Below are 26,207 nucleotides of genomic sequence, written 5' to 3' on the forward strand. Positions count from 1 at the left end.
GTTAAACCTACTCCTTCGACACCGTTCAGGAACCGGTTAATCCCTTCCGGCAGCTGAGCGGAGCCGAAGCCAAAGGAGTATGTACCCGTTAAACCTACTCCTTCGACACCGTTCAGGAACCGGTTAATCCCTTCCGGCAGCTAAGCGGAGTCGAGGCCAAAGGAGTATGTACCCGTTAAACCTACTCCTTCGACACCGTTCAGGAACCGGTTAATCCCTTCCGGCAGCTGAGCGGAGCCGAAGCCAAAGGAATTTGTAGACCTTAGCACTATAGAATTCCATTGGATATCCTTACCTTAGTCTGCTTGAAATTTAAGTTGAATCAAAGTTGTCTTGTGGTACCAATGCAAGAATGTCTTGTGGGAAAAAAACCTGTATAATCAATTGTCCTTATATCTGAAATTAAGGTTGAAAATATTAACATATGAAACGTAGAAAGATGATGGCAACCATGGGAGCCATATCCCTTGGAATTGCCTCTTCACCTCTTGCCAAAGCAGAGGTGGTAAAAAAACCATATAAGATAACAGAGAAAACAAATGAAACTGATATTCTGATAGTTGGAGGTGGTACTGCCGGGGTGGTGGCAGCCATTCAGGCAGGAAGAGCAGGAGCTAAAACGATCCTGGTTGAAAGTGGTAGTCAGCTTGGTGGAACAACTACTACCGGAGGTGTTTCCTTCCCCGGTATTTTCCATGCCTGGGGAAAACAGGTTATCGGAGGGATAGGTTGGGAACTGGTGATGGAGGCCGTAAATCTAAACGATGATATCTTGCCTAACTTTTCCATTGTACCCAATAATACGACTATTCGTCATTGGAGACATCAGGTAACCGTCAATCCAGCTCTTTATGCCTTGTTGGCTGAAGAAAAATGTGTGGAAGCAGGCGTTGAAATTCGTTATTACGAAACGCCTACGACCATAACCTTTAACAATGGGAAATGGTCTGTGAAAACAGTGGGTAAAGGGATTAGCAATGAGATTATTTGTGATCAGATTATAGATTGTACCGGTAATGCTACCGCTGCCTCGATAGCAGGTTTTAAGCTATTGAAAGAAGAAGATACCCAACCCGGATCATTTGTCTTCAGGATTGGTGGTTATGATTTGGAAAAGCTGGACCTTTCTAAGATTCCAAAAGAATACCATTCCAGGCTCAAGCAAAATATGCTTATCAATAGTGATGTGAAAGTGGAATCATCCGTTAATAACTTTCCGCCTACTTCCCCTTATAATTATGTTTACGTACATGGAGCGGACTCCTCCACCTCGGAGTTACATACCAAGGCAAACCTGGAGGGAAGGGCATCGCTATTGCAATTGATTAGAAAATTAAGAACATTTCCCGGTTGTGAAAAATTAAAATTATTGGATGCGCGACCTGAGACGGCCATTCGGGAAACTTACCGAATTGACGGACTTTATAAAATCACGCATAATGACTATGTTTCCGGGAAAGTATTTGAAGACTCCTTATCTTATTCATTTTATCCAATTGATTTGCATAGAAACGGGAAGTCTATTTACCAAGAATACCTAAAGGAAGACGTGGTTGCCACCATTCCTCTTAGGGCATTGATACCCAAAAATAGTCAGAATTTCTTGGTTGCGGGACGATGTCTGAGCAGTGACAGGTTGGCCAATTCCGCACTAAGGGTGCAGGCATCTTGTATGGGAATGGCACAGGCAGCAGCGGCCGCGGCAGTATTGGCCATCAAACATAAGGTAACACCGGCAAATGTTCCTCTTCTAGAATTGAAAAATATGCTAAAGGAACATGGAGGCATAGTACCCAATGCATAAGTTGTTCATTCAAAAAATAAATAGATGATCAATTGGATCAAAGGCTTATTGGTTGGTGCATTATTGCTCCCATTTTCTTTTGAAAATGGAGAGGATATCCGATATTTTCAACAATCCACCATACCGCTAACTGATTCCTCTGATGTAATCGTAACCTCTGTTTATGATTCCTTATCAAATCAGGACATTTACCAAGTAAAAACATCAACTGGTACTCCGGTACATTATTATATTGAACTTAAGGAAGGAGTATGTTTCGAAAATGAATGTCGCCCATTGGATATTCTGATCTATTGGAACATTACCGGTAGGTACCTAGGCTTTAAATTGGTGGACGGAGAGTTTCTGAGTAAGTATGACCATGAACCCTTTTCTCAAACAGAATACGAAAAACTGCATCAGCTGTTGGCAGACCCATTTCTGCCATTGGGTAATTATACTTTTGAGGAATTGGTAAAAAGGCCGGATACTGTCAGTCAATCCATGGATGGTGTTTCGGGCGCTACAATGAAAGATGTGTTGGAATACATTGTGCCCGGAGCTGCCTATACCACCCATAAACTATGGAATCTGATTCATGGTCCCATTCAACAAGAAGTGATCCGCCTGACAGAGCAGCAGCTAGATTCCTCATTGTTTAATAAAATCCTGCAGAGCAGGGATCAAAGTGACCAAACCTGGGCTCTGGAAAGGATCGCCTTGCTTTCAGATCTAGATAATTCAGTAATTAAGACCATAGAAAAAATACTCATTGAGGGGGAGCATTTTCAAGCTTACCTGTTGTTGAAATCACTTTCTACAAAGCAATTGGAATCAGAGCATTTGCAGCTTCAGCTTTTCAGCATTTTGGGTAAGGTTGACTATAGCATTGAAAACATGATTTTTGATAAATTGCTTGAGGCACCGCGATTACATGGATCTATTGTCGGGGCTTCAATTCCCATTCTTAAAGAATTGAGCGGCCCACAACTTGGGAAATTGCTAAAGGTTTTTACCCATCACAAAGTAAAAAATGCAGCGTTGAATCAGGCAATAAATGAGATGGTGCCCAATGAAAATAGTTTTGTAGAGCGTCAGTTGCTGCAGTACCTAGAAAACCAAGCCGAAATTGCTGATTAATTGGAGGAAATCCTTACCGGCGGCTGAGCTTGCCGATGCCATAAGAATACTTGCCCGTTTTACCTACTCTTTCGACTCCGCTCAGAAACCGGTTAAGGCCTAATTCTCATATTGGACTTTTTCATCTTCCAGGCCTACACATAGCATGGCTCTTTTAAGTCCGAAATTTCTACCATTCTTAGCTTCGTAATTGGCAAAAAGTTCCCCATTCTCCCTGTAGGCTTTTTGAATGCCTTCCTCTTTGCCCATATTCATGTTTAAAACTTTAAATATTTTGCCTGAGGCATACCATTTTTTCTGGATGCCGTGTAATTTCCCTTGGTAATAATTTAGGTGAGAAATTAAAAGATGGTCAGCACCCGGAGACCATGTTTTCTTTTCACCATGCAGTTTCCCCATGTGATAATGGGCTATGTGTTTGACCTGCCCATTAGGGTGCCAGTCGATGGTTTTATTTTGCTTTCGCCCATCTAGTATGCCTATCTTTTGTTTTAAGGTACTGTCAGGAAAATAAGTTACTGCATAACCTGAAAATTTTTCCCCATCCAAGGTCCAAATCGAAAGCTTATTATGATAAACAAGCATTGATTTATCTATAGTATTGGAGGGTACTTCCAAGCTGCTGGGACTGTCCTTCTCAAGGCTTTTATCCTCCTTTTTTGAGGCTTGTCCACAACTGACTAGTACAGAAATCAGAAGCATATACATTAAGTTTCTCATTGTTATTTCGATATCTTCCTTTACCTTTTTAATCAGGTGAAATACAGGGGCAACTTCAAATTATTAAAACAGTAAGAATAAACTTACATGATGGTGTTGGGTGTTCCTTGTAAGTCAACGCCAAACAATAGAATGTAAGAACCGATATACGTTTCATTGATGATGTGGTAATGGTAAAATTCTTCCCCATCGCTATGTTGGGTAGCAGCAATATGTCCGCCGGATGCATCTAGATTTGATGGATGGTCATCTGTTGAATCACATTTCCTTCCATAGAGCAAAAACCCATCTTGTAAAATTCCTACAAGCTTCTCATCGTCATAGGACAAACTGGTGTTTTCCGTCACATTTGAAGCCTCCAAATGGTAATGATAACCGGTAGGTCCCATATGTGCACCGGCATAATCAAATCCTGAGGCTACATTGGCAGTTAATGCGATATTTGGCCCTTCTTCATCATTAAAAATTGGGGCTCCGGTGACGGCAATGCCTATGGCACCCAACCCGGTAGCTGAAGTAGAAGAAGCTTTGGCCGGAGTAGCTTGCACAGTTAGGGTGTAACTAGTGCTTGAAATTTTACCTGGAGACATTTCACTTTCATTGGCCACACTTGGTGCTATGTACAAGCTACTGCTTTCATTCCAGTAGGGTGAGGTATGGTTTGGTAGTCCGTTGGATTCAATGGTTATCTCATCCCCATCAAAAGAAACAGTTACCGCATCCTCATTAAATTCGTCAAAGGCTGCTACAGGAGTGCTACCGGTGGAGCTTGCAATGGAATCATCATCATCATTGCTGTCTGCCACATACCCGCTGGGCTGGGTACATGAGGTTGTACTAACACTTGGATTTCCTAATCCGTCACCATCTGAATCTTGATACCATGTAGTTTCGGAACAGGTTTCTTCATCACTAGCGCAAGAAGGAAACAATAGGCTTGTTGCTACAAAAACGAGTGTTAATAAATTGGTGACTTTCATTATTCCTAAAATTAAAAATTGCTATTGAATAGAATCATTTAATGGTTTAGACGTTGTAGTCTGTTCTATCCCTCGGTACAAATAAAAAATTTTCTGTTTTTATAAGGAAAAGCCTGTTAATGCCTGTTTATTTCTGATGTAATCATTTTGTTTTCAGATTGTAAACAAATGCTTAGGGCAATTTTAAGATTGACGCAAAAGCTTTTCCAAAATCACCTATTTACCTTGCCGTATCCCTATAAAATTTTCTACCTTTTTCACTGAAAGAAGGCTGTTTTTTTTCTATCCTAAAACTTATGAGGGACTTTTTAGATTTTTCCGAGGACATTTGCCTCAAAGGAGTGGGGGAGTTTTAATAGGTTAATCGTCCAATTTATCAAAACAGGTATTAATTGATGTTCTGATTGCTTTTAGGTAAAGCTTATTTATAAAGTCATAATTTGCATCCATGGATTTTGCCTCAAAAAATGCGGTCGATGTACAATACTTTATCAAGTTGCCAGACGCGTTTAACAATTCTATCTTGGTTTCGAATTCAACATACTCCCTTTCGTTAAACATATGGGCAGAAAATTCTTGAAACCCACCGATAATGACACACTTAACTTTAATCTCAGTATCACCCTCAGAAAAATAGGACTTAATCTGCTCAGTGATTAATTGCTCTTGATCCTTGGTTAAAATTGGTGAAACTTTATCTGACTGTCCCGGAAAAGAAATTACATTCAACTTAATTTTCTCACTTGTAACATTCGGTCTTTCATCAACAATTTCCAGATCTATTAACTTTCCTGGAATTGTTATTCCTTCTTTCTCAAAATTGCGATCCAATAGGGCATATTTAGAAGCACAACTTGAAAAAACAACTAATAGCACTGGAATAAACGAAAATAATAATCTTGACATAAAAATATATTTTAGAAAATTAACCAATTATTGAGCAGCTATTCAATTGATCTTGTGGGGGATTAATCTTAGCTCTCATTCACTACCCAAATGAAAAAATGAGCTGCATTTGTTTGTTTTACAAACCTAATAGGTTTTTATTTCAATAAAAATAATAGCTGAAAGAAAAGGGTAAATTCTTCAATTTTAGTTTATTAAATTAGGTTTCAAAGCCACAACGATTCTTGGTGTAGCCTTGAAACCAAAACTAGAATTTCATCTCATAATCGAAGGGCTATTGCCTGTTTCTGGTTTAATAGTGGCCAACATTATTGGGTCTTTTAGGAATGTTTTGCTTTTCCATTCTTTTATTAAAAGCCTCCTCGGTTTCTCCTGGGCTAGGCCAGACATCACTAGGACGATGAGCGTCTGCCATCATTTTGTCAATCTTTTCTACCAGATCCTTGTTTTCATCACTGATGTCATTTTGCTGTTGAGGGTCAGTTATCAAATTGTACAGTTCCAATTTTCCACCGTTGGCTTTGTGTGCGTAATAGTCCCCAAACCTTACAGCTTGATTTTGTTTATGCTCCCAATAGAGGTATTCATGTGCTATTTGCTCACCTTGCCCGGTAAGGGTTGGTAAAATAGAAATCCCGTCTATAAAAGTAGGAGAGGGAACGCCTGCCAAATCAGCGGCAGTAGGGAGGAAGTCCCAAAATGCCCAGATATGATCACTTACAGTTCCTGCCCTTATCTTCCCTGGCCATCGTACCATGGCAGGTACATGAAATCCTCCATTGTATTCATTGCTTTTCTGTCCTCGGGTAGGGGAGCGATGCTTAAAAAAATCACTTAATGTAGGACCTTCCTGTATGTCTAGGTATCTTTTTTCGTAACCTTGACTGGAATTACCATTGTCAGAAGCAAAGAAAATGATGGTGTCATCATCCAAACCCAAGCTGTCCAATACATCCATTAAACTGCCCACTTCTCTGTCCATTCGAGAAACCATTGCAGCCCACTCTTTGTGTTGGATAGGCCAGTCTTTGTCCTTGTATTCTCCAAGATCGGGTACGATAAGAGGGCCATGAGGAACTGTGTTTGCTAAGTACAAAAAGAAGGGTTGATCTTTGTTTTCCTTTACAAAATCCAAGGCTTTTTCATTGATGATATCAAAAGAATAAACAGCGGATGAGGGGTCTTCAATGCCGTTTGGAATTACTTTACCTTCTTCATCATAAGTACTGGCTTTGGAATAATTTTCATATTCGTAATGGTTTTTGTTTCCGGGGAAAAAGACTTTGTCTTGATTGTGATACAAGAATTCAGGGTAATAGGTATGTGCTTGACGCTGGTTGAGGTAACCAAAAAATTCATCAAAACCCATTTTATTTGGAATCCCCGGTTGGTTTTCCAGAGACAATCCCCATTTGCCGAACAAACCTGTTCGATATCCCGCTTCCTGCAATAGCCTTGCCACGGTATAATCCTCCTCTTGTAAAGATTCCCTGTAAGATTGGTAAGAATTTCCTCTAACCCTCGCATGACCCTGGTGCAATCCCTGCATGAGTGAGGATCTGGACGGAGCACATACTGTACTGCCGGCGTAGGCATTCAAAAATTTGACTCCTTCTTTCGCAATCCTATCAATATTTGGGGTTTTGATTTTATCCTGACCGTAGCAGCCTAAATCTCCCCAGCTCAAATCATCACTCAGGATGAAAATGATGTTCGGAACCCTTTCTTCTTTGGTCTCTTCCTTATTCGCAGAACAAGCGGACAATGCAATAAATGTTGTCATCAGAACAATCCGTCTGAGAACCCTTAAATCAATTGTAAAAAATGGTTGCAATAACATAAGTATGTTAATTAATAATGACTTAAAATATAATTTTTTCTATCTTCTACTTTTGAGGAACCTGTGTGCCAATATTTAAGGCTTTTATGTACCTTATAAGCAGGTTTTACTGATTGTTCCAAACGCCCAATTGCTAAATCTCCGGCCGCTGTTTTGTCGCCTAATAATGGGTTTAGTACCATCAATTTTCTTGGAGCAAGAGCCTGATAAATTTCTTGGAGATCAAAATAGTTAAGAATTCCGGGTAATATAATTTCATGTGAGTATTGTGGACTTTCTACTTCTACAATGCTTTCAAATGAAATAAGGGGAGCTTCCAAAAGGAATGAAGAAATGTTTTTATCAATTGTCCCTGCAAAAGCACCATAAAGTGCCCCCATACCTGTACCCCAAAAATTTATCTTCTGGGCATTAATTTCTGGTGATTTCAGCCAGTCTGTTAGGGTAAGAATATCTCTTACACGTTGTCCGAATATGGGTTTCCCTAAAAGGAAATCCCAGAATTTATTGGCATAATCCGGACCAGTTTCACCAATACCTCTCAGATCCACTCCACAAATCAAGTATCCTTTATCCAATAATTGATGAATCAAATCCATGTCTTCCAGTAGGTTAGATTTTCCGTCTTCATGAACATACAATATGACTTCCTTGCCTTCGATGTCTTCTTCTGCGCTCAAAATATTTCCTGGGATAATTATTCCGGCTTCCGGTTCCATCGTAAATTTTCTTAGGCTTATTCCATTTAGGTCTATGGGTGCTTCCAATTCACATTTTCCTGCAAAATCAGATAAAGAAGTATTCAAAACCTGACCAACAAGTTTTGGCAAATCTCTTTGAAGCTGTTCTTGGTCACGCTTTGAGTGGATTTTTTTCCAACTGGCTTTATTTTGAGATAAATGTTCCTTAATTAAATCAAGTTCGCTAATACTTCCGGGCTCGTTGTATACACTTCCTTCGGGTGCTGCCCATAGTTCTTCCTCCTTCATTAGTGGAGTGTCTTCCTCCCAAAATTTCCTCGGATCGCCTCCGGTCCATTTTAGCATCCAGCCATAGGTGACTTCTCTTTGTTCTTGGTTATAGTCATGCCCTGCCTGTACCATACTTGTTTTAAACTTTTCAGGAACACCATGTGCTGAATAGGATTTATTGAGCCAGGTGTCCAATTCCCAAACACCCAGAATAGGATTTAAATTGTCATCTGTGGTTGTATTGAGCAATAATGCATTGGGTACCTGACAAAACAAAGGATCTCCTCTAGGGTCAATTAATTCATCGAATGCACCGAAGAAAACCTGCTCATGGTCTGTGGCAAGGTTGGCCCTGGTACGGTGTGACCAGGTATTGGGATTACATGTTGGTACAGAAACTGTGATGCGATCGTCAAAGGGCAGAATATAGGTTGTCATCATTCCTCCTCCAGAACTTCCCGTCATGCCTATTTTTGAAGCATCCACTTCGCTTCTGCTTTCCAAGTAATCGATGGCTCTGATAGCATCCCAGACCATAAAATTGAACAAGTGGGTGCCACTTAAAAATGCTTTTGTACCCAATATTTTGTGAGAAGCCAACAGTCCCCGCTCTCCTTGACCTATTTGGTCAATGGTCAAAACAACAAAACCATTTTTCGCCTGTGCTATGCTCATTCTTTGGTAACGTTCATTGGCTTTTCCATTTTGAGCATGGCCTATTACATTTAAATGGGCAGGCCTAGGACCGGTGAAGTTTTTGGGTAGGTACAAATTAGCACTAACATATAAATTGGGGCGACTTTCGAACAAGATCTTTTCGATGATGTATTCTTCGTGTTCAATTCGGTCCGTTACCTTTGCATTTAATGGTGTTTTTTCAGGTAAATCTCCGGTCCATTCTATCATGGCATCTCTAATGATGGAGGCCCTATTGTCCCAATCTTCAGCTGATTTTAAGGTGGACAGGAGGGAGTCTCTTTTTTCAAATTGTAAATCTACCTTTTTGGTGAGGTAGCTCCTCATCATGGTGTCTGCAGGTTGCTTTAAAACCTTCAAATCATCAACCGTGACACCAACCTGACCATTTACCGAATGAATTAATAAAAGGAAAATAAATTTTAACCAAATGTACTTCTGCATCATACTTGATTTTGAATAGTTTAAGGGATTCTAATTAACTGTTTTAAGTGGTTTATACAATTAATTTTTTTATTAGTGGTGTAATTAAACAAATTTACTTAATGGTGTTAGATTTTTTACTTGTATTTAAAACCATAAGAGAAAATGGGAAATGGTGCAAAAATTAGATTGTTTTAGTTTATCGTACTTATGGTGGCTTTTAAAATATAGGGTTAAGAACGTGGGGCTAAGCTAAGGTAAGCGTAGCTTGGGATACCACTATTACTCTATCATTGTTTTTAGCCTATCAATGGCATTCTGGTTTTGAGGATTCAATTCCAATGATTTTCTAAAATTGGCTATGGCTTTTTTATGGTTGCCCATAAATAAATATGCTTCTGCCAAACTATCAAATAGATTTGCAGATTTGGGATACAATTGGATTGCCAAATTGAAGACATTGATACCTTGTGTTGAGGTTTTGGGGTTAAATATTAATTGAAGCCCTAGCGTATTTAAGCTTCCTTCGGGAAGGTTTAGGTCGGGGTGTTTTTTTTTACTTTCCTCGTATAGCTCCCATAGGCTATTGTATTGCTGAGCTGTGGCCAACTCATTAAAATTTTTAAAAGTAAAGGGAGTGCTTTTTTGCCCCTTCTTTCTGTAGCTTATTAAATTTTTATCCGTTCCAACCTGTCCTAAATGACTTTCAAAGGCTATTTTAGCAGTACTTTCTTCCAATAAAAAAGCTTTCAAAAAACTCAAACCAAGTATTGAAACCCATTTATAAGCATTCATGATTTTATGGTCACTCTTGTCTTGTCTGACATCTCTGGCTTCAAAAAGAACCCCGAGGGTGCTAAAATACGAGTGGGTTAAATCATGGAATTTTAAGCGGTAAGCTCGGTTGAGGGAAAGGCTGTCGTATAAAACAAATTTGGTATTGAGCGTGGAATCAATCTTGTCTTCATTGAGAACCTTTTCAGGTATGTCTTTTTGTGCCATATGCAGGTAAGGCACATCCATTTTGTTTACTTCAAAGAATGGTGATTTCTTTAATAAGTCATACTGATACCTTTCCGTACCATCTAGGCTGATGACGGCTTTAATGTTGTCATTGCGCATTTGAGCAATAATATTTGCTAGTCCCCCGAAGCTAAAACCCATGACTGCTACCTTTGTAAGGTCACTAATTGGGATATAAGCGGCTTCTTTTATTAGGAATTCAACATCTCTTGCTTGGGTTTCTACTTCCTTTGCAAGATTATTTCCAAACCACCTTGTTTCCGTACCTCTGCTGGGACTCGCAATGACTATAAAACCCTGGCTTGCCAGATATTCACACATCGCGAAATTTTCAATGGAAGAGGCCTGAAAACTTGGGCTATATATGATTAAAGGAAATATACCTTGGGCCTCCTTTAAACCAAAATAAGCTTTGGTATTTTCCTTAATGTGTGCTTGGTTTGCAGGGTTATTGGCGTAATAAAACCAATTCAATATTTGTTCGTTGGGTAGGTTTTCCCATTCCTCTTCTTCCTTTAAAATTTCAAGGTAATCAAGTACCTGCAAAGGGAGTTTGTTTACAACATTTTGAGATGAGGGATACCATAGGCTAATAGGAATAGGTCTAGGGATTTTTTGATTGGTATAATCGTAAATTCTACTGTAGGTTCTGGTACTGTCGGTACTGGAATAATGCCGAAACCCTACTTCGTATCTACCTTTATCCAGATCGATTTTATTTAATGAGGTTTGCCCATGTATTGTATGAACCTGAAAAAGCAGGAGAAATAATGCTATTAATGATCTCATAATGATATGGTCAGGGTTCATTGTAAAGGCTGAGTTATTTATTACTCCCGAATAGATTCCTTTCTCCTAAGAAAACAAAAAAGTATTTATGTCAGTAGCTGCAGGCCAATTGGTTGTCCCTAAATTTAATTGGATTTTTTGCGTTTTAAAAGTTATGTACTGATAAATTGATGTTCAATCTATTGTAGGTTAATAAAAAACAACCAGCCTGATATACTTGGAATATTTGCGTGTGCTATGGCATAATTCCTTCATCTCGGATTATGTAATAGGATTCGTGATGAGTGTTGCAATCGCAAGAAAATCAGGTTGTTTTGATATTTTAGCATAGCACCGCTATGGTGAAATTGAAAACAGCAACGAAGTGGCTGATTTTGAAGCGATTTCAGCACGTAATAGATTGTCTATTGCATATTTCGGGATCATAGGTCAAGGTGAAAAAAAAATGACCTAATAAAGGTCATTTTAATGTAGTCGTTCTTTATTTGCCCTATCAAGAAACCAAAAGCAAACAAAACAACCTGTCAAAAATGGATTCAACGGAGTAAATCCACTTTAACAATTCCTATTTTTCTACTTATACAAGTGTGAAAACCTCCTCTTCAGGAAGCCGTGACTTGGGTGTTTTATCGGTAATGTTAAAATCAGTGGCTGCTCGGTACCCAATGGAAACAGCCGTTACTGCTGTAAATCCTTTTTTTCTCAAGCCAAACTCTTCATCCAAGGCTTTTACATCAATGCCTTCCATAGGAACGGCATCAATTCCTAGCGTAGCAACACCTAGCAAGAAATTACCTATATTTAAATATACTTGTTTTTCCATCCAATGTGGGAGGTCTTTTAAATCGTATTTGTGTATGTTGGCAAAAGCATTTCTTCCACCATTCATGCCTTGTTTTACTTGCTCATTTGGAAACCTACCATCCATTTCTTCTACAGATAAAAGATGTTGCATATAATCCTCATCTGCTGTAATTCTTGAACAAAACAATACCACATGAGAAGCATTTAAAACTTTTGCTTCATTGAAAGAAAAAAATCCTTGCGTTCCTTTGGCAATGCGTTTTTTACCTGCTTCAGTTGAAGCAATTATAAAATGCCAAGGTTGTAAATTAGTACTAGAAGGACTCATCCTTAAAAGTGCCTTTACCTGTTCAAAATCTTCTTTTGAGATTTTCTTGTTTGGGTCAAATTCTTTTGCGGAATAACGCCAGTCTAAAACATTTTTTATGTCCATAATTTTATACTATAAGTTTTATAGTTGCAAAAGTAAAGATAGTGTTATAACTTTGCAATAACGGTCAAATAGGATAGTATAAAATTTTAAAAGAATGTATAAATTTAAAGGTAAGGAATACCCGTGCTGTGCCAGTCTAACGATGGGGCTAATCGGTGGGAAATGGAAAACAGTGATACTATTTCACCTAAGAATTGAACCCATGCGGTACAATGAACTGAGGAAAGAAATGCCAACAGTTACAGAGCGAACTTTAAGCTTGCAGTTGAAAACCCTTGAAGAAGATGGTATCATAAAAAGAAAGGTTTATACCAGTAAACCCCCACTTAAAGTAGTTTATTCCCTGACTGATTTTGGGAAAACATTGATTCCTGTGGTTCAATCCATTGCAGATTGGGGACACAATGTTGTACACAATGGCACGGAAGTTTCTGAGTAAATAATTTCTATTAATTAGTGCTGAATTGGCTATTGTAGAATTTTGTTGGCTTGCACCATATGACGGTCATTGTGGTAGATGACGACCCTAAAAGTATCTCCGAGTTTTAATTTGATCCATTTTGAGATACTGATGGCCGTTTTGGTTTTGTTAAGGTCTATTTTGCCTGCCTTATTGAGAAGATCTAAAAGTTGTTCTTGTTGGTTAAGAAACCGTTGAAGGGTTGTTTTATCCAAAGAACTACCCATAGGATTTTTATCATTAAAGGTTTTCATTTTGTTCAATTTCTCCTTTGGTAACATGGTTTGGGCAAAATAGTTACCAAGAATACCTGCTTTGAAGGTTTTGTTCGATTCGGTTTTTGATTTTGCTATCCTTTTGCTTATTTCCGGAATATAGAAATCCCCGTAAAGATTCAGGTGCGCTATGCATTCCAAAATGCTCCATTTATCAGGTCCCGGTCTTCGATTCAGTAGCTCTTCAGATAAGGTATTGAATCTTTCAACCTGATTGATGTTAATCCGTGTGCGTTCTACTAAATCTTGTATTAATTTTTCTGAGGCTATTTTCATCGTTTTTTTTGTCAAAATTCGCGCTAAATCAGAAAAAAAACATTGATTTAAATCAAGACTTTTTGAGCCGAGACAAGGTTTCCGGTGTCATTCTTAAGTAAGAAGCGATGTGTTTATTAGGGATTTCCTGAAATAATTGAGGACTTCTGGCCAAAACCCTTTTGTATCTTTCCAGGGGCGAACTTGTTAAAATGTCGCGCTCTCTTTCCATTTGTTGGTAAATCAGATCGCCAAGCATCATTTGCCAGATTTTGGTGTTTTCGGTTGAACTGTCAATAAAGGCCATGAAGCTTGCTTTTTTGATTACCTTCAATTGCGTTTTTTTGATTGCCTGAATGTAGAGGTCAGAAGGTTTTTCACTGATAAATGAATCCAAAGCGGCTATGAAGTTGTTTTGGTATCCAAACCTTATTATGTTCTCTTCAAATTCCTCTAACACATAGATTCTCAAGCTCCCGCTGACAACAAAATAGAGGTTTGTATCTATGCTTCCTTTCACTTTCAGGTATTCATTTCGGCTTAATTCTAGCTTTTTGTCCCACAATTGTAATTGGTCAATTTTTGCGATAAAGTTTGAAATAAGACTCATTTTTTAGCTTTTATTCCAATTGAATCCAAGGATTTAATTGCCATCAATTTTTCTACTATGGGTATATCTGCCGCGGCCCAATCTAATGTGCCCAATTCTTCAGCTTTTAGCCATTTACGGCTTATGTGCTCATGAAGGATAAGTGCATCCGAATCTACCTGACAAAGGTATGCATGCAGGGTAACTTCTAAGTTTGGGTATTGATGAACTACCGTCAGAAAGTAGGATTGATTGACGGTAGATAGGTTTAATTCCTCCAACAATTCACGACTTAGCGCTTCTGTATGGGATTCTCCTGCTTCAATTTTTCCTCCCGGAAATTCAAATTTTTTCGAAATATATTGTTGTTTGCTTTCGGGTTTTTGAACGCATAATATGCTGTTTTTATAAAGAATTATACCTGCAACTACTTCAATACGAGTCATAAATGGGCGATTTTAATCTCCTTAAAGGAAGCTATTATGCATAGGTTGGGGCATGTAAATTAAAATGTGCTTGGTAGTCTTTCTTTCAGCATTCAAATTTCCGCTAAAAATATAGCTAGTTTTCATCTAAAATAATAATTCTTCTATCACCAACATCACTCACAATGATTTGGTTTTTTGAATTGATATCAATACCTGAGGCTATTGAGAAATAATCTTCTTTGATCCTTTCCATTTTATTAAATTGGATGTCGGTCCTTATAATTACCTTGATACATGCCAAATAAATTTTGTCATCCTTTACAGCAATATCGTATATTTCTCGAATATTTGGGATAATAACTTTTTCGATAAAGTTACCTTCTAGATCAAAAATCTGAAGCGCATTTTTATTTGATACAATCACCCTTTCTCCCAAAACTGCAATTCCCCAAGGGTATTGAAATGACCCATCAGAGGTACCATTTTGTCCCCATTTTAAAATAAAATTTCCTTGTTTGTCAAATTTTTGAATGCGGTGATTTCCATGATCCACTACAAATATATTTTCATCCTTATCTACTGTTATTTGCCTGAAGTATTCAAATTGACCATTTCCATTTCCTGTTGCTCCCCATTCTACAATTTTGTTTCCTTCTTTATTTTCTATGGAAATTTTATTGTCTTTTGACCGGGTGATGAGGACATTTCCATTTTGTAAAAAGTATATGTCTCTTGGAGCCTTTATGCTTCTAAATTTCCGGATATATTCGCCTGTCTTACTGAACATTTCAATTTTGTTGGCATTTGCATCAGCCACATAAATATTGTCTTCTGCATCTACACTTACGTGCTCATTGAAATAAAATTGTCCATTGTCACTGCCTTGGGAGCCAAATGTGGTCATGACATCATAAAGATCTTCGTTGGTAAAGCCATAAACTTTACTACTAAGTTCGCTGAATGCTGATTTAGAATTATAGACCCTAACCTTGTAATAATAATTAGTCATGGCCGTAGAAATAGTAGTGTCTACAAAGTAATTATCCTCGGTTTCCCCGATCAATTCATATTGATCAGAGGTTTCATTTAATCTGAATACTTGATTATTTTTTGCCTGATTGTCTTTAAACCAGTTCAATACTATTTTACCGCCAAATTCGCCCTTTGATGCTTGAAGGTGGAAAGGAGTATTCATTGTTGGTAATATAAGTGTAATGGTGGTTTCAATACTAACTGAATTGTCTGAACTGTCAGTAGCCACAGCTTTAAGAGTATATTCTGCAGATGAAAAATTACTGGCATTTACAGTGAAATTATAGGGTGGACTCCATAAGTTACCGACAAGCTGATTATCGAGAAATAATTCGACCTTCTCAATACCTACATTGTCCGAAGCTTCTACCAATACCTCAAAGGTCTCCGAAGTGATTTCCTCATTTAGAGGTTCTATTATTTCAATAACTGGATTAGTTTTATCCAAACCTTCAATTGGAACCGTACGGTCCTCTTCACATGAAGATAAAATGAATGAAAGGATGGTGAAGGTAGAAAAAAATAATATTTGTTTTGAAATATTAACCCAACGCATTTTGTCTTTTTTTAAAAAATTAATTTTCACCCTACTTTAATTTAATAAAATAAGTAGTTTTCATTTAAGAGGAAAAAGAATGTTATCTCTGCGTGCAAAGTATTAAATTTTAAACTATTTCCTCCATTATTACCCAAAAAATCTAGATAAATTAAACCCTAAATTTGCAATAGAGAATCTATATAGTGCTGAAATTATTTCCAATACAGTTATTTTTTTGCCCCTTAGAATTTTCCCCATTTCCATTAAATATGAAAAAGGCTTTAAGATCCTATTGCATAACTAGGTTAATCAGCAAGCAATTCTAAAAAAGGGAAGCAATATTATTTTTATTTATCAAGGTACTGGTTTTTAAATGGTTATTTCTATGGTATTTCCATCCGGATCCGTAATAACACTTTCGTAGTAACCGTCTCCGGTAAATCTTGGTTCGCCGGCTACCTTGTAACCGCCTTTACGAACTTTTTCTGTAAGGAAATCCACGTTTTCTTTAGATCCAACAGAAATTGCAAAATGGGTCAAGCCTAAGTTTATTTCTGAATGTTCTAAAATTTCATTTAATAATGGTGAATGCATCAATTCAATTCGTGCACCTTCCTTGAATGACAAAAAGTAGGAGCTAAATTTTTTCTTTGGGTTATAATATTTTTCATTGGAGGATAATTCAAAAAACTCCAAATAAAAGGCGCGCATTTTTTCTAAATCCTTTGTCCAAATGGCTATGTGTTCTATTCGCTGCATTTTTTTTGATTAACGGATATAAAGTTAGGATGGAAGAACATTTAGAAAATCCTGACATAAATTTCTCCACCTAAACTTGGTGATTTTACGGCTTCTGCAGTTCCGGGTTTGGGGCTGGAGGTACTGCGCTATAATCTATCTTAGGAAAGGCTACATGCCAATCTGTTTTGCAATTTTCTCTTAAATCAGCCATAAAGGCATCAATTCTCGCTTTGCCAACAGAGTGCATGATGAAGATATGGGAATAAGACCGCAACTGACGTTCATTTTCGGATATAGGCACCCAAAGCCTATCTGTATCCAAGGACCATTTGTAGTTTAATGTTTCGTTAACCAATCGAAAACGGACGGTCAGACTCAAACGTGATCGGGCAATCCATAAATCTACCTCTGAACCAAATTTTGCTTTTAATTCGGATTCAAACTTGAACAATTCTGCTTCTAGATAGGCTGAAACATCTTCTGTTTCTACGGCCTTATTCATATTGTCCTTATAACTCATTCTAGAAAAATAATCCCATAGGATCATGGGGGAAAAGGCTGAACGAGAGCCTCCCAGTGTGGTGTCAGGTGTACCTAAAAATGAACTTGCTGCATCCGGGGGTAATAACTGATATCCGGTTCTGGTCATAAAGATACCTGAAGGCCAGGGACCTCCAAGCCATTTGTGCATGGAGCAACCCACGCTCATCACAGCAGGATTGCGAAAGTCAAACATAGGGCCTTTTTCATTCAATAGGTTTTGGTTGTGTGCCATTTCCACAAAAGGTAAATAAGCAGCACCAAGCGCGCCATCCACATGGAGCCAAAAACCTCTACGAATATCAATTAATGGATTTCCTTTTTCATCTTTCCCATATACCACCTTGCGTTCCCACAACCAAGGATATTTTTCTCCTAATTTTTCAAACATGGCATTAATGGCAGGGACATCATCATATGCACCTTTCCACGTGGTTCCTATATTGGCTACAACTACAACAGGATAGCCTTTATCCACAAAAAAGTGAACCAACTTTGTTAATGCTTCAATTTTCACCGACCCTGATTGGGGATTGCCTTTATCAAAATCATGGGAGGGAACCATTTCAGGCCAACTTCCATCATCGGTAATGGGACATTGTTCGGGATATTTATTCTGTCCAATTTGCTGAAATGTAGGCAATTCCAACAAGTGCGAAGCTTTTTGAATGGAATAATGAACATCCTCTGAATAGAAAAGCACAGGGCTGTAGGCATTTTCAGAAGTTTCCTCAGTTTGTATAGGGGCTTTATAAGAAAAATGCTGTCCTCTTGTTTCTCTGCCTCTTCTGGTATAGGCATCAATTTGCGCATTCGTTTTTTGATCTTCAAGAATGGTTTTGCCTTTGAGGTAGTCTCTGGCATTGAAAAGACCGTAGATATTTCCTTCAGTAAAACCCATCGTAAGTACATATCCCCAATACCTTGAATCTTCATCCTGTTGATCGATAGCTGCTGTATGGGGCCAATTGTTATTCCACAGGGCAGCAAAATAATCTAAGACTGCACGCTCACAGAATTTAGAGTTTAGAGTGTATCGACCACTGCTAAAAGGATCACCAATATTATTGGCATGCATGTCCATAAGGTATGGAAATCGATCTGCATAGTTCTGGTCTTGATTTCCCTGAAATCCTGCAAAATGGGAATGTTGGGTTTCAATAAATTCTTTAAAAGAAGCCAAGGCTATTTCTCGTTCTTCATCTGACAAGCCTGTAGGAGGGATTTCGAACTGACTGTAATTTATTTGGGGGAAGTTTCCACAGACATCTTTGGGTGGTACCGAATCATATACCTCCTTTGGATCATTACTTGGCTTGGATACTATGGCTCCTTCCGGTACCTGATCAGTCCATGGAAGTTGTTTAGGGCCATAAGGTACTTGCTGAGAATTTGGGTTTACTGCTGGCATGGTTGTTTTTTTTAGTTTAAAAGGCAGCTGTTTGGTTAATCATTAGTGATTCGTTGGCAAAAAATGGTAGAAAAATAGGTAGACTGGTGAATGCCATTTCTTTTGCATTATTTTAACATTTTTGAAAGGCAAAATCCTGAGGATACCGCTTTCCTTACAAAATCAAAAACTGTGTCAAAGGTTTTCAGGTTTGTTGGTCTAATATACAGAGAGTTATCTATTAGTACAAATCCCTTTTGTGCAATGGAGAGTAATTCTATCAACCAATGAGTGGCTATAAATGTTGATACTTTAATTCAAAAAAGTCTTATGCTAATGGGGTAGTTAAATTTGATTTATTTTCAGGGCAAGTTAAGTAAACATGATTTTGTCAGCATTGTAACAATTTTTGAAACAATGCTGACAAATAATACACTAAGGCCGGCTATTCTTCCGAACAGCCCAAACAAGAATTAAAAGTTATAACCAAAATGAAGCCCCGGTTCACCAATAAAATAATTTGGCCATTTATCATCCAAGGCTTTAAAATCATCAGGCATTTTGGAATGGTAAGGTCTGTGGGTTATGGCTATTGAGGGTTCGATAAAAAATTTATTCTTGAAGAGTTTGAAATGATATCCAAGGCGGTAGGTATTGAAAATTTGAAAGCCTTTTTTAATTTTTGCTCCCTCTTCATTCTTAAATGTTTGAAAGGCATTCATCACATGTATACCTGTGTACAATCCCTTCCACCAAAAATGCTGGTAAGCAAAAGCAAATCCGTATTCACTAACTTTTCCGGGAAATTTTTCTTCCGGTGCTTCATATTTATCTCCGTAAGGAATTCCTAGGGACCAGCCATATTCCCAAGTTTTAAGCTCTAAGGATAAAGCATCTTTAGGGCCTAATCGATAGCCTAGGTTTAGTTGTACGAATTTCGGAGAATTGTCGTCAGGAACTAAATTGGATAATATAAAAAATGTGCTCCCTATGAAAAACTTGCTGTAAGAGGTGTCTTGTTTTGCATATTGCGCTTTTAGCTGTATAGGCAAGACACTTAAGAAGATGAAGCTAAATACTACTATCAATTTTTGCATTTTTTTAATGTTTTAAGTTAAAAGATAATGCAAAGTTGCAGCGGAAAGGCCCTAAAAAACGTTCACTTAAGTTAACAAATGAATTTTAATTCTTTTTTGTTTTCTGTAGTCTTGCTTTTAATCGACTTAAAGACTGGGGAGTAATTCCCAGAAAACTTGCCAATTGATGTTGTGGTACTCTTTGGATCAAATCGGGCCTGGTTTCTACCAAATTTTCATAGCGCTTGGCAGGGGGGGAGTACTTAAAATTATCTAGAGAGCTTTGACTTTTTAACAACAATTCCTCCGATATAATGCGGCATAGGGATTCAAATCTGGGGAATCTGGCAAAAACTTCATCATCCAGTTCACTGGTAGAAGCAGAAATAATTGAATCTTCAATACATGAGAGATAATAACTAGAAGGCTTTTTATTAATGGCGCACTCCGGCACTTCCCCCTGCAATTCTGTAAAGAAATTGGTGGTTTTTTCCTCTCCATCAATAATATAATATTTTCTTATACAGCCTTTTAGTACGAAAAAACCAAGGTCAGACTGTTGTCCTTCCTCTAATAGGATGGTGCCTTTCTTTACTTCTCTGAACAAGTCTAAATCTTGAATGACATTTTTTTCTTCAGCTGTTAAGGGCATGTATTTAGAAATATAATCAAAAAGTAATTGGTGCATGGTATTTTGATATTGAGCAGTATTAGAGATAAGGAGCTTTTGTGAATTTCACCATTTATCGTACTAATCTACCTGCTTTTTTAACTAAATAAAAGTTTGACTTGCTTTTCAATCCTAGGATTTGAATAAGAGAAGACAATATGTTTAACCTAAGCTTTTTTAGGTCAGATTTTGAACTATAATAGAATAAAATTATGGTAGTAAAATTCAGGTAAAATTACCGTATGAAAGCATTGCCATGGAAATGAAAAGAAGTGGTCATTTTATATCAAAACTGTTGATTATTTTTAAAGGCTAATCATCATTTTTGAGCATCTTGTATTTCTTTTGCTTATCATTCCAGCGTTTCATGGCATATTGCTGCATGTCTTCTATTTTATCTTTTTCGTCTACAATTTCAAAGCCGAGCAATGTTTCTATGATATCCTCAAGGGTGGCAATTCCATCCATTCCACCATATTCGTCTACCACTAGAGAAATATGTTCTTTTTTTTGAAGCATTTCTTCCCAAGCATCAAATAGGCTGATGTTACTTGAAAATATTAAAATTTCACGTCTGATGTCTTTAAGTTTTAAATCAAAATGATCCTCAGCTAATTTTTCGAAAACAAACTCTCTTAAAACGTAGCCGGTGATATTGTCTTTATTACCTTTAAATATAGGGATTCTTGAAAAATGTAAGAACTCTTTGTTTTTCAAAAACTCTTTCAAAGTCATTTCTTCATTGGCCGTTACCACCACAATTCGCGGTGTCATGACTGTTTTTACCTTTAAGTTTTTAAGTTTGATTAAATTCTGAATTATTTTATTCTCCTTGTCAGCAAAAATTCCCTCTTGAGTACCGATACTGGCCAATGCGGAAATCTCTTCCCTACTGGTAGTAAGGACGGTTTTTTCTCTAGAAAGCAATTTTGTTAGTATAGAAGACAGCCAAACCAATGGATAGGTAAGGAAAATCATTGCTCTGATGATTTTTGAGGTAATGCCAATCAAATCTCTGTTGTAATTGGCGCCCAGAGTTTTGGGAATTATTTCAGTAAATATTAAGATTAGAATGGTTAAGATGGCAGAAATAACTCCAAAATAAGCTTCCCCAAAAAGCACTGTAGCTTGCGCTCCCACGCCTGCTGCCCCTACAGTATGTGCTACAGTATTCAAGGATAAAATGGCAGAAAGAGGCTTGTCGATATCTTCTTTCAGGAAAAGCATGGCATCTGCATTTTTGTCTCCTCTTTTAGACTGTGACTTTAGAAATGACACAGGAACTGACAATAACACCGATTCCATTATGGAGCACAAAAATGAAATAAATAGGGCAATAAAAAGATAAAATAATAATAGGGCCATGGTATAGGTTAAGGATAAGTTTTACTAATCTAAACGTCTAGATTCAAGAAGTATTTGGTTAGATAAAATCTAATCATCTAATTTAGAAATACATAACTATCTAAAAAACGTTAAGGTTTTTATTGGATTTTTGTGTTGCAATAATTATACCTGAACTAGGCGAATGCAAAAATCAAGCTGGTTTGAAGATTTAGTTGAAGCTTAAAACTTAAAATAATCGCGGGCATTTTTTAGAATTCTGTAAAGGGAAATTTTATCCATCTAGAAAATTTTAGCAATACTGGAATACAAAAGGAAAATAAAAAGCTTCAGTTCTTAGTGAAGCGGCTAAAAATTAAAGAACTTGCATTTTTTTAGTAATCCCTTTTTCGGATTATTAATAAAGTAAGTTAAATCAATAGCGTATATGATGGATTTCTATACTGATCAGAGATGGGCAAGTGAAGGAGAGCCTGACTTAGGTGTAGGTATAATAATTGAAGTAAGTAAAAACCGAGTGAAAGTCAATTTCCCAAATGCCGGAGAGACGAGACAGTATGCATTAGATAGTGCACCTCTGCGTAGGGTGATATTTAAGCCCGGGGATACAGTAATGGATTCCCAAGAACGACCTTTTGAAATTGAGCGTGTCCAGGACAATGGTGAACTTATCTTGTATATTAATAACGAGGGGACCTTATCGGAGGCAGATTTAGGGGAAGTTGCTATTACCCACGGGGTGGATGATCGCCTCTTACTAGGGGAAGTAGATAAACCTGCTGTTTTTGCCTTGCGAAGGAAAACTTTGGCCTATGACCATAAACGTAGAATTTCGCCTATTAATGGATTTATAGGTGGTCGAATAGACCTTATTCCCCATCAACTGTACATTGCCCATGAAGTTAGCTCCAGGTATGCTCCTCGAGTATTGCTTTCTGATCAGGTAGGCCTTGGCAAAACCATTGAGGCTTGTCTTATCATGCACCGTTTATTGTTAAGTGGTCAAGCCTCACGAATAATCATTCTGGTTCCTGATTCCCTGGTCCATCAGTGGTTTGTGGAGATGTTAAGGCGATTTAACCTATGGTTTCATATTTTTGATGAAGAAAGGTGTGCGGCATTGGATGAAAGTGCACCTGAGGGAAATCCCTTTCTGGATGATCAATTGGTGCTCTGTAGTACTTCATTTCTGGCAGGATCACAAAAGCGGGCAGGACAGGCTATTTCTGCAGGCTGGGACATGCTTGTTGTAGATGAAGCTCATCATTTGGCTTGGTCATTGGAAAAAATAAGTCTTGAGTACGCCATTGTAGAGGCTTTAAGTAAGGTTGCCAAAGGCTTGTTACTATTGACAGCGACTCCTGAACAACTTGGTGCAGAAAGTCATTTTGCCCGATTAAGATTATTGGATCCTGAAAGGTATGCCGATTACCATGCCTTCGTCAATGAATCTCAAGACCATGCTTCCATTGCCAATATAGTTGAGAAATTGGCATCAGGTGAAGCAATAAATAATAAGGACAAAACCCTGCTAAAAACTTTATTTGGTGACAAGAGGGTAGCAAAACTTGAAGAAAAAGGGCAAATAGGTCAAAATCAATTGATAGAAGATTTACTGGACCAGCACGGACCAGGTCGGGTAGTGTTTAGAAATACCCGCGCAGCCATGAGTGGTTTTCCTATCAGGAAAGTACAGTTAATCCCTTTAAAAACAGGACCCTCTCAGCAAGAGTGGGCAAAACGCATGTCGGCCGAATTTATCTTGGACAAAAGCAATGGACCGGGAAGGGATGTAAAGCGTCCTTATCATTTTTCAAAGGACCCACGGGTGACCTGGCTGGTCGATTTATTGGATCAATTGAATCCTAAAAAAGTGGTTTTGATTTGCAGAAGCAAAGCGAAAGTATTGGCATTGGAAAATGCCTTGCGAGACCTTAGTAGTGCAAAAGTAGGGGTATTTCATGAAGACCTTAACATTGTACAAAGAGATCGGAATGCGGCTTGGTTTGCCGAGGAAAATGGAGCAAGAATATTATTGTGTTCTGAAATCGGTAGTGAAGGAAGAAACTTTCAATTTGCACATCATTTGGTATTGTTTGATTTGCCGATGCACCCTGAATTGTTGGAACAGCGGATTGGACGCCTGGATAGGATAGGGCAAAAAGAAACCATTCGGATTTATGTACCCTACCTGAAAGGTAGTCCTCAAGAAATTTTAGCGCGTTGGTTTCATGAAGGCCTGAATGCTTTTGAAGAAAATATAGAAGGGGGTAACCAAATTGGACAATTGTTTGGTGACCGCTTGTTTGAGCTTGCAATGACTTCAATTAGGGAAGATGTTATATCGGATTTAGAAGCTTTAATAAGAGAGACTGAAACCTACCAAAGAGCGCTTAAGCAGACTTTAGCCAATGGACGGGACAGGTTGCTGGAGATGAATTCCTTTAGACCTAAGATAGCCAAGGAATTGGTGGCTAAAATAAGATCCGCTGATAAAGATTTAAACCTTGAGAATTATATGGCCAAAGTTTTTGATCAATTTGGTATTGAGATGGAAGATTTGGCCCCACGGACCTATTGGCTGCGTCCAAGTAAGGCCAATGATACTGCATTTCCATCCATACCGGACAAGGGCATTGCGATTACCTTCGACCGTAAACGAGCATTAAGCAGGGAAGACATAAGTTTTATAAGTTGGGACCACCCCATGGTGACTGGAGCCATTGATATGGTGCTGGGAATGGGTACGGGAGCCGCTAGTTTTGGCCATTTGAAAGGTACTGGGAAATCCGGAATTCTCTTGGAAGTGATTTTTGTACTTGAAACATCAGGAAGAGAAGGTATTTATGTGGACCGGTTCCTGCCCAATACTCCATTGCGGGTAATTGTTAATCATCTGGCGGAAGAAGTTACTGAAAGTTACCCTATTGGTTTGTTGAACAAACAATTGGTACCCGGACAGGTCAGTGAATTGATAGGCAATGAACGATTTGTAGATGAAATATTTCCTGAAATGCTCAAGACTACAAAAGAAATAGCCGACCAAATGAAGGACAAAGAAATCGATATGGGACTTCAATACATGAACCAAACCATGGATCATGAGATTGGGAGATTGGCGTATTTGTATAAAAGAAATAAGGCCATAAGACCGGATGAAATAAGGTCTGCTTTGGAGCAAAAAACGGAGTTAACTGAGTTGATCGCTAATGCTCGGATTAGAATCGATGCAATTCAATTGATTCGAGAAGGAGACAATTAGCCAATTATTGGCAATAGAATATCTATGTAAAAATAATAAAAACATGAATAAATACGAACAAATAGTGGCAGCCATTAAAGCTGCTTCAAATATAATTATCACTTCCCATAAATCACCGGACGGTGATTCGGTAGGCAGCTCTTTGGGCTTGCTTTATTTTATTGAAAAATTGGGGAAAAATGCCACAATATGCCACCCGGATCCTGCTCCCGGGTTTTTGGATTGGTTAGATACTTCAGCATTTTTAACGATGACGGATCAAAGTGAGGCAATTGCTGAGGCTTTGGCTGCCGCCGACTTGGTTTTCTGTCTGGATTATAACGGAACGAACAGAGTAGGTCATGACATGCAACAGCTATTGGAGGCAGTGACATGTAAGACTATCATGATTGATCATCATCTTGATCCGGAGGATTTCCCCACTATTACAATGTCTGAAACAGCTGTTTCTTCTACAGCTGAGTTAATAGTGGAATTAATTGAACAGTCAGGAAATGGAGCATTACTTGATAAGAAAATTGGAACACCACTTTACTTGGGCATACTGACGGATACAGGAGGCTTCAGGTTTCCTTCTACAGGCCCACGTACCCATGAAATATTGGGTAAATTATTGGCTTCAGGTGTGGAGCATCATTTGATTCATGAAATGTTGAGTGATAACAATACTGAAAGCCGATTGCGTTTGCAAGGATATGCAATGAGTGAAAAGCTTGAAATTATGGAAAACCATAGGGTAGCTATTATTTCCTTGACAAAAGAAGAATTGGCAAAGTTTAAGTATCAAAAAGGAGATACCGATAGCTTAGCAAATCAAGCCTTGTCAATAAAAGGAATGAAAGCAGCTATTGTATTTACTGAAAGAGATGGCATTATGAAAATATCATTTCGTTCAAAAGGGCAGGAGAATCCGGTTAATGTAATGGCTGCAGAAAATTTTAATGGTGGTGGTCATATGAATGCCTCCGGAGGAATGAGTGAATTATCAGTTTCTGAAACATTGGATAAAATCAAGCGATTGGTACCACTGTACTTCCCTGCCAATTAATCTGTTGACCCTTTAAAAAAGCGTCATTTATATCATCAAAGTGACGTTTTT

General features: G+C 38.1%; 21 protein-coding genes. 5 read left to right on the forward strand and 16 right to left on the reverse strand.

Features of this window, described 5'->3' with window-relative positions; all coding sequences use genetic code 11:
* Positions 1 to 424: 424 nt before the first annotated feature.
* Complete coding sequence (locus Q4534_RS00005; protein ID WP_303611104.1) at positions 425 to 1,804, forward strand: FAD-dependent oxidoreductase; 1,380 nt, start codon at positions 425 to 427, stop codon at positions 1,802 to 1,804.
* A gap of 24 nt (positions 1,805 to 1,828) precedes the next feature.
* The gene (locus Q4534_RS00010) at positions 1,829 to 2,923 is read left to right on the forward strand and encodes a hypothetical protein (protein WP_303611105.1); all 1,095 of its coding nucleotides are present in this window, start codon (positions 1,829 to 1,831) and stop codon (positions 2,921 to 2,923) included.
* 99 nt (positions 2,924 to 3,022) lie between these two features.
* On the opposite strand, the gene Q4534_RS00015 is transcribed toward Q4534_RS00010, so the two are convergent.
* The 7 genes from Q4534_RS00015 to nfsB form a co-directional block, all read right to left on the reverse strand.
* On the reverse strand, positions 3,023 to 3,643 hold the full coding sequence (locus tag Q4534_RS00015) for a toxin-antitoxin system YwqK family antitoxin (protein ID WP_303611106.1): 621 nt from the start codon (positions 3,641 to 3,643) through the stop codon (positions 3,023 to 3,025).
* A gap of 83 nt (positions 3,644 to 3,726) precedes the next feature.
* Positions 3,727 to 4,623 (reverse strand): YHYH protein, encoded by an 897-nt coding sequence (locus Q4534_RS00020; protein ID WP_303611107.1) that lies wholly within the window; start codon positions 4,621 to 4,623, stop codon positions 3,727 to 3,729.
* Positions 4,624 to 4,983: 360 nt separating this feature from the next.
* Entirely contained in the window at positions 4,984 to 5,529 is a 546-nt protein-coding gene (locus tag Q4534_RS00025) for a hypothetical protein (RefSeq protein ID WP_303611108.1), read from the reverse strand.
* Positions 5,530 to 5,821: 292 nt separating this feature from the next.
* Positions 5,822 to 7,312: an arylsulfatase gene (locus Q4534_RS00030; RefSeq protein WP_303611109.1), complete on the reverse strand. Its 1,491-nt coding sequence runs from the start codon at positions 7,310 to 7,312 to the stop codon at positions 5,822 to 5,824.
* A 68-nt stretch (positions 7,313 to 7,380) separates the two neighbouring features.
* Positions 7,381 to 9,483 (reverse strand): prolyl oligopeptidase family serine peptidase, encoded by a 2,103-nt coding sequence (locus Q4534_RS00035; protein ID WP_303611110.1) that lies wholly within the window; start codon positions 9,481 to 9,483, stop codon positions 7,381 to 7,383.
* A gap of 258 nt (positions 9,484 to 9,741) precedes the next feature.
* Entirely contained in the window at positions 9,742 to 11,271 is a 1,530-nt protein-coding gene (locus Q4534_RS00040) for a tetratricopeptide repeat protein (RefSeq protein ID WP_303611111.1), read from the reverse strand.
* Between the two features lie 577 nt (positions 11,272 to 11,848).
* Positions 11,849 to 12,508, reverse strand: a complete 660-nt coding sequence (gene nfsB, locus Q4534_RS00045) for an oxygen-insensitive NAD(P)H nitroreductase (RefSeq protein ID WP_303611112.1) — start codon at positions 12,506 to 12,508, stop codon at positions 11,849 to 11,851.
* A 94-nt stretch (positions 12,509 to 12,602) separates the two neighbouring features.
* Here nfsB and Q4534_RS00050 point away from each other — a divergent pair, with 94 nt between their 5' ends.
* Entirely contained in the window at positions 12,603 to 12,947 is a 345-nt protein-coding gene (locus Q4534_RS00050; RefSeq protein ID WP_303611113.1) for a helix-turn-helix domain-containing protein, read from the forward strand.
* A gap of 29 nt (positions 12,948 to 12,976) precedes the next feature.
* Here the strand turns inward: Q4534_RS00050 and Q4534_RS00055 are convergent, their stop codons facing one another.
* The 9 genes from Q4534_RS00055 to Q4534_RS00095 all read right to left on the reverse strand — a co-directional run bounded on the left by Q4534_RS00055 (position 12,977) and on the right by Q4534_RS00095 (position 21,867).
* Positions 12,977 to 13,519, reverse strand: a complete 543-nt coding sequence (locus Q4534_RS00055) for a DinB family protein (RefSeq protein WP_303611114.1) — start codon at positions 13,517 to 13,519, stop codon at positions 12,977 to 12,979.
* Positions 13,520 to 13,571: 52 nt separating this feature from the next.
* Positions 13,572 to 14,108, reverse strand: coding sequence for a Crp/Fnr family transcriptional regulator (locus tag Q4534_RS00060; protein WP_303611115.1), 537 nt, complete (start codon positions 14,106 to 14,108; stop codon positions 13,572 to 13,574).
* Positions 14,105 to 14,533 (reverse strand): (deoxy)nucleoside triphosphate pyrophosphohydrolase, encoded by a 429-nt coding sequence (locus Q4534_RS00065; protein ID WP_303611116.1) that lies wholly within the window; start codon positions 14,531 to 14,533, stop codon positions 14,105 to 14,107. Before Q4534_RS00065 ends, Q4534_RS00060 begins: the two co-directional genes overlap by 4 nt.
* 115 nt (positions 14,534 to 14,648) lie before the next feature.
* A complete protein-coding gene (locus tag Q4534_RS00070) occupies positions 14,649 to 16,103 on the reverse strand; it encodes an Ig-like domain-containing protein (protein ID WP_303611117.1) in 1,455 nt (484 codons plus the stop codon).
* Between the two features lie 351 nt (positions 16,104 to 16,454).
* Positions 16,455 to 16,844, reverse strand: coding sequence for a VOC family protein (locus Q4534_RS00075; protein WP_303611118.1), 390 nt, complete (start codon positions 16,842 to 16,844; stop codon positions 16,455 to 16,457).
* 85 nt (positions 16,845 to 16,929) lie between these two features.
* On the reverse strand, positions 16,930 to 18,777 hold the full coding sequence (locus tag Q4534_RS00080; RefSeq protein ID WP_303611119.1) for a pyridoxal-dependent decarboxylase: 1,848 nt from the start codon (positions 18,775 to 18,777) through the stop codon (positions 16,930 to 16,932).
* A gap of 452 nt (positions 18,778 to 19,229) precedes the next feature.
* Positions 19,230 to 19,853, reverse strand: a complete 624-nt coding sequence (locus Q4534_RS00085; RefSeq protein WP_303611120.1) for a hypothetical protein — start codon at positions 19,851 to 19,853, stop codon at positions 19,230 to 19,232.
* A gap of 85 nt (positions 19,854 to 19,938) precedes the next feature.
* Entirely contained in the window at positions 19,939 to 20,520 is a 582-nt protein-coding gene (locus Q4534_RS00090) for a Crp/Fnr family transcriptional regulator (RefSeq protein WP_303611121.1), read from the reverse strand.
* Between the two features lie 294 nt (positions 20,521 to 20,814).
* Entirely contained in the window at positions 20,815 to 21,867 is a 1,053-nt protein-coding gene (locus Q4534_RS00095) for a CNNM domain-containing protein (RefSeq protein WP_303611122.1), read from the reverse strand.
* Between the two features lie 406 nt (positions 21,868 to 22,273).
* On the opposite strand from Q4534_RS00095, the gene rapA reads away from it, so the two are divergent.
* Positions 22,274 to 25,108 carry an RNA polymerase-associated protein RapA gene (rapA, locus tag Q4534_RS00100; protein ID WP_303611123.1) on the forward strand — a complete coding sequence of 945 codons (2,835 nt, stop codon included), beginning with the start codon at positions 22,274 to 22,276 and terminating at the stop codon, positions 25,106 to 25,108.
* 43 nt (positions 25,109 to 25,151) lie between these two features.
* Complete coding sequence (locus Q4534_RS00105) at positions 25,152 to 26,156, forward strand: bifunctional oligoribonuclease/PAP phosphatase NrnA (RefSeq protein WP_303611124.1); 1,005 nt, start codon at positions 25,152 to 25,154, stop codon at positions 26,154 to 26,156.
* The last annotated feature ends 51 nt before the right edge of the window (positions 26,157 to 26,207 follow it).

Origin of the sequence: Cyclobacterium sp. 1_MG-2023, from assembly GCF_030546805.1 — a bacterium.
Classification (GTDB): Bacteria; Bacteroidota; Bacteroidia; order Cytophagales; family Cyclobacteriaceae; genus Cyclobacterium.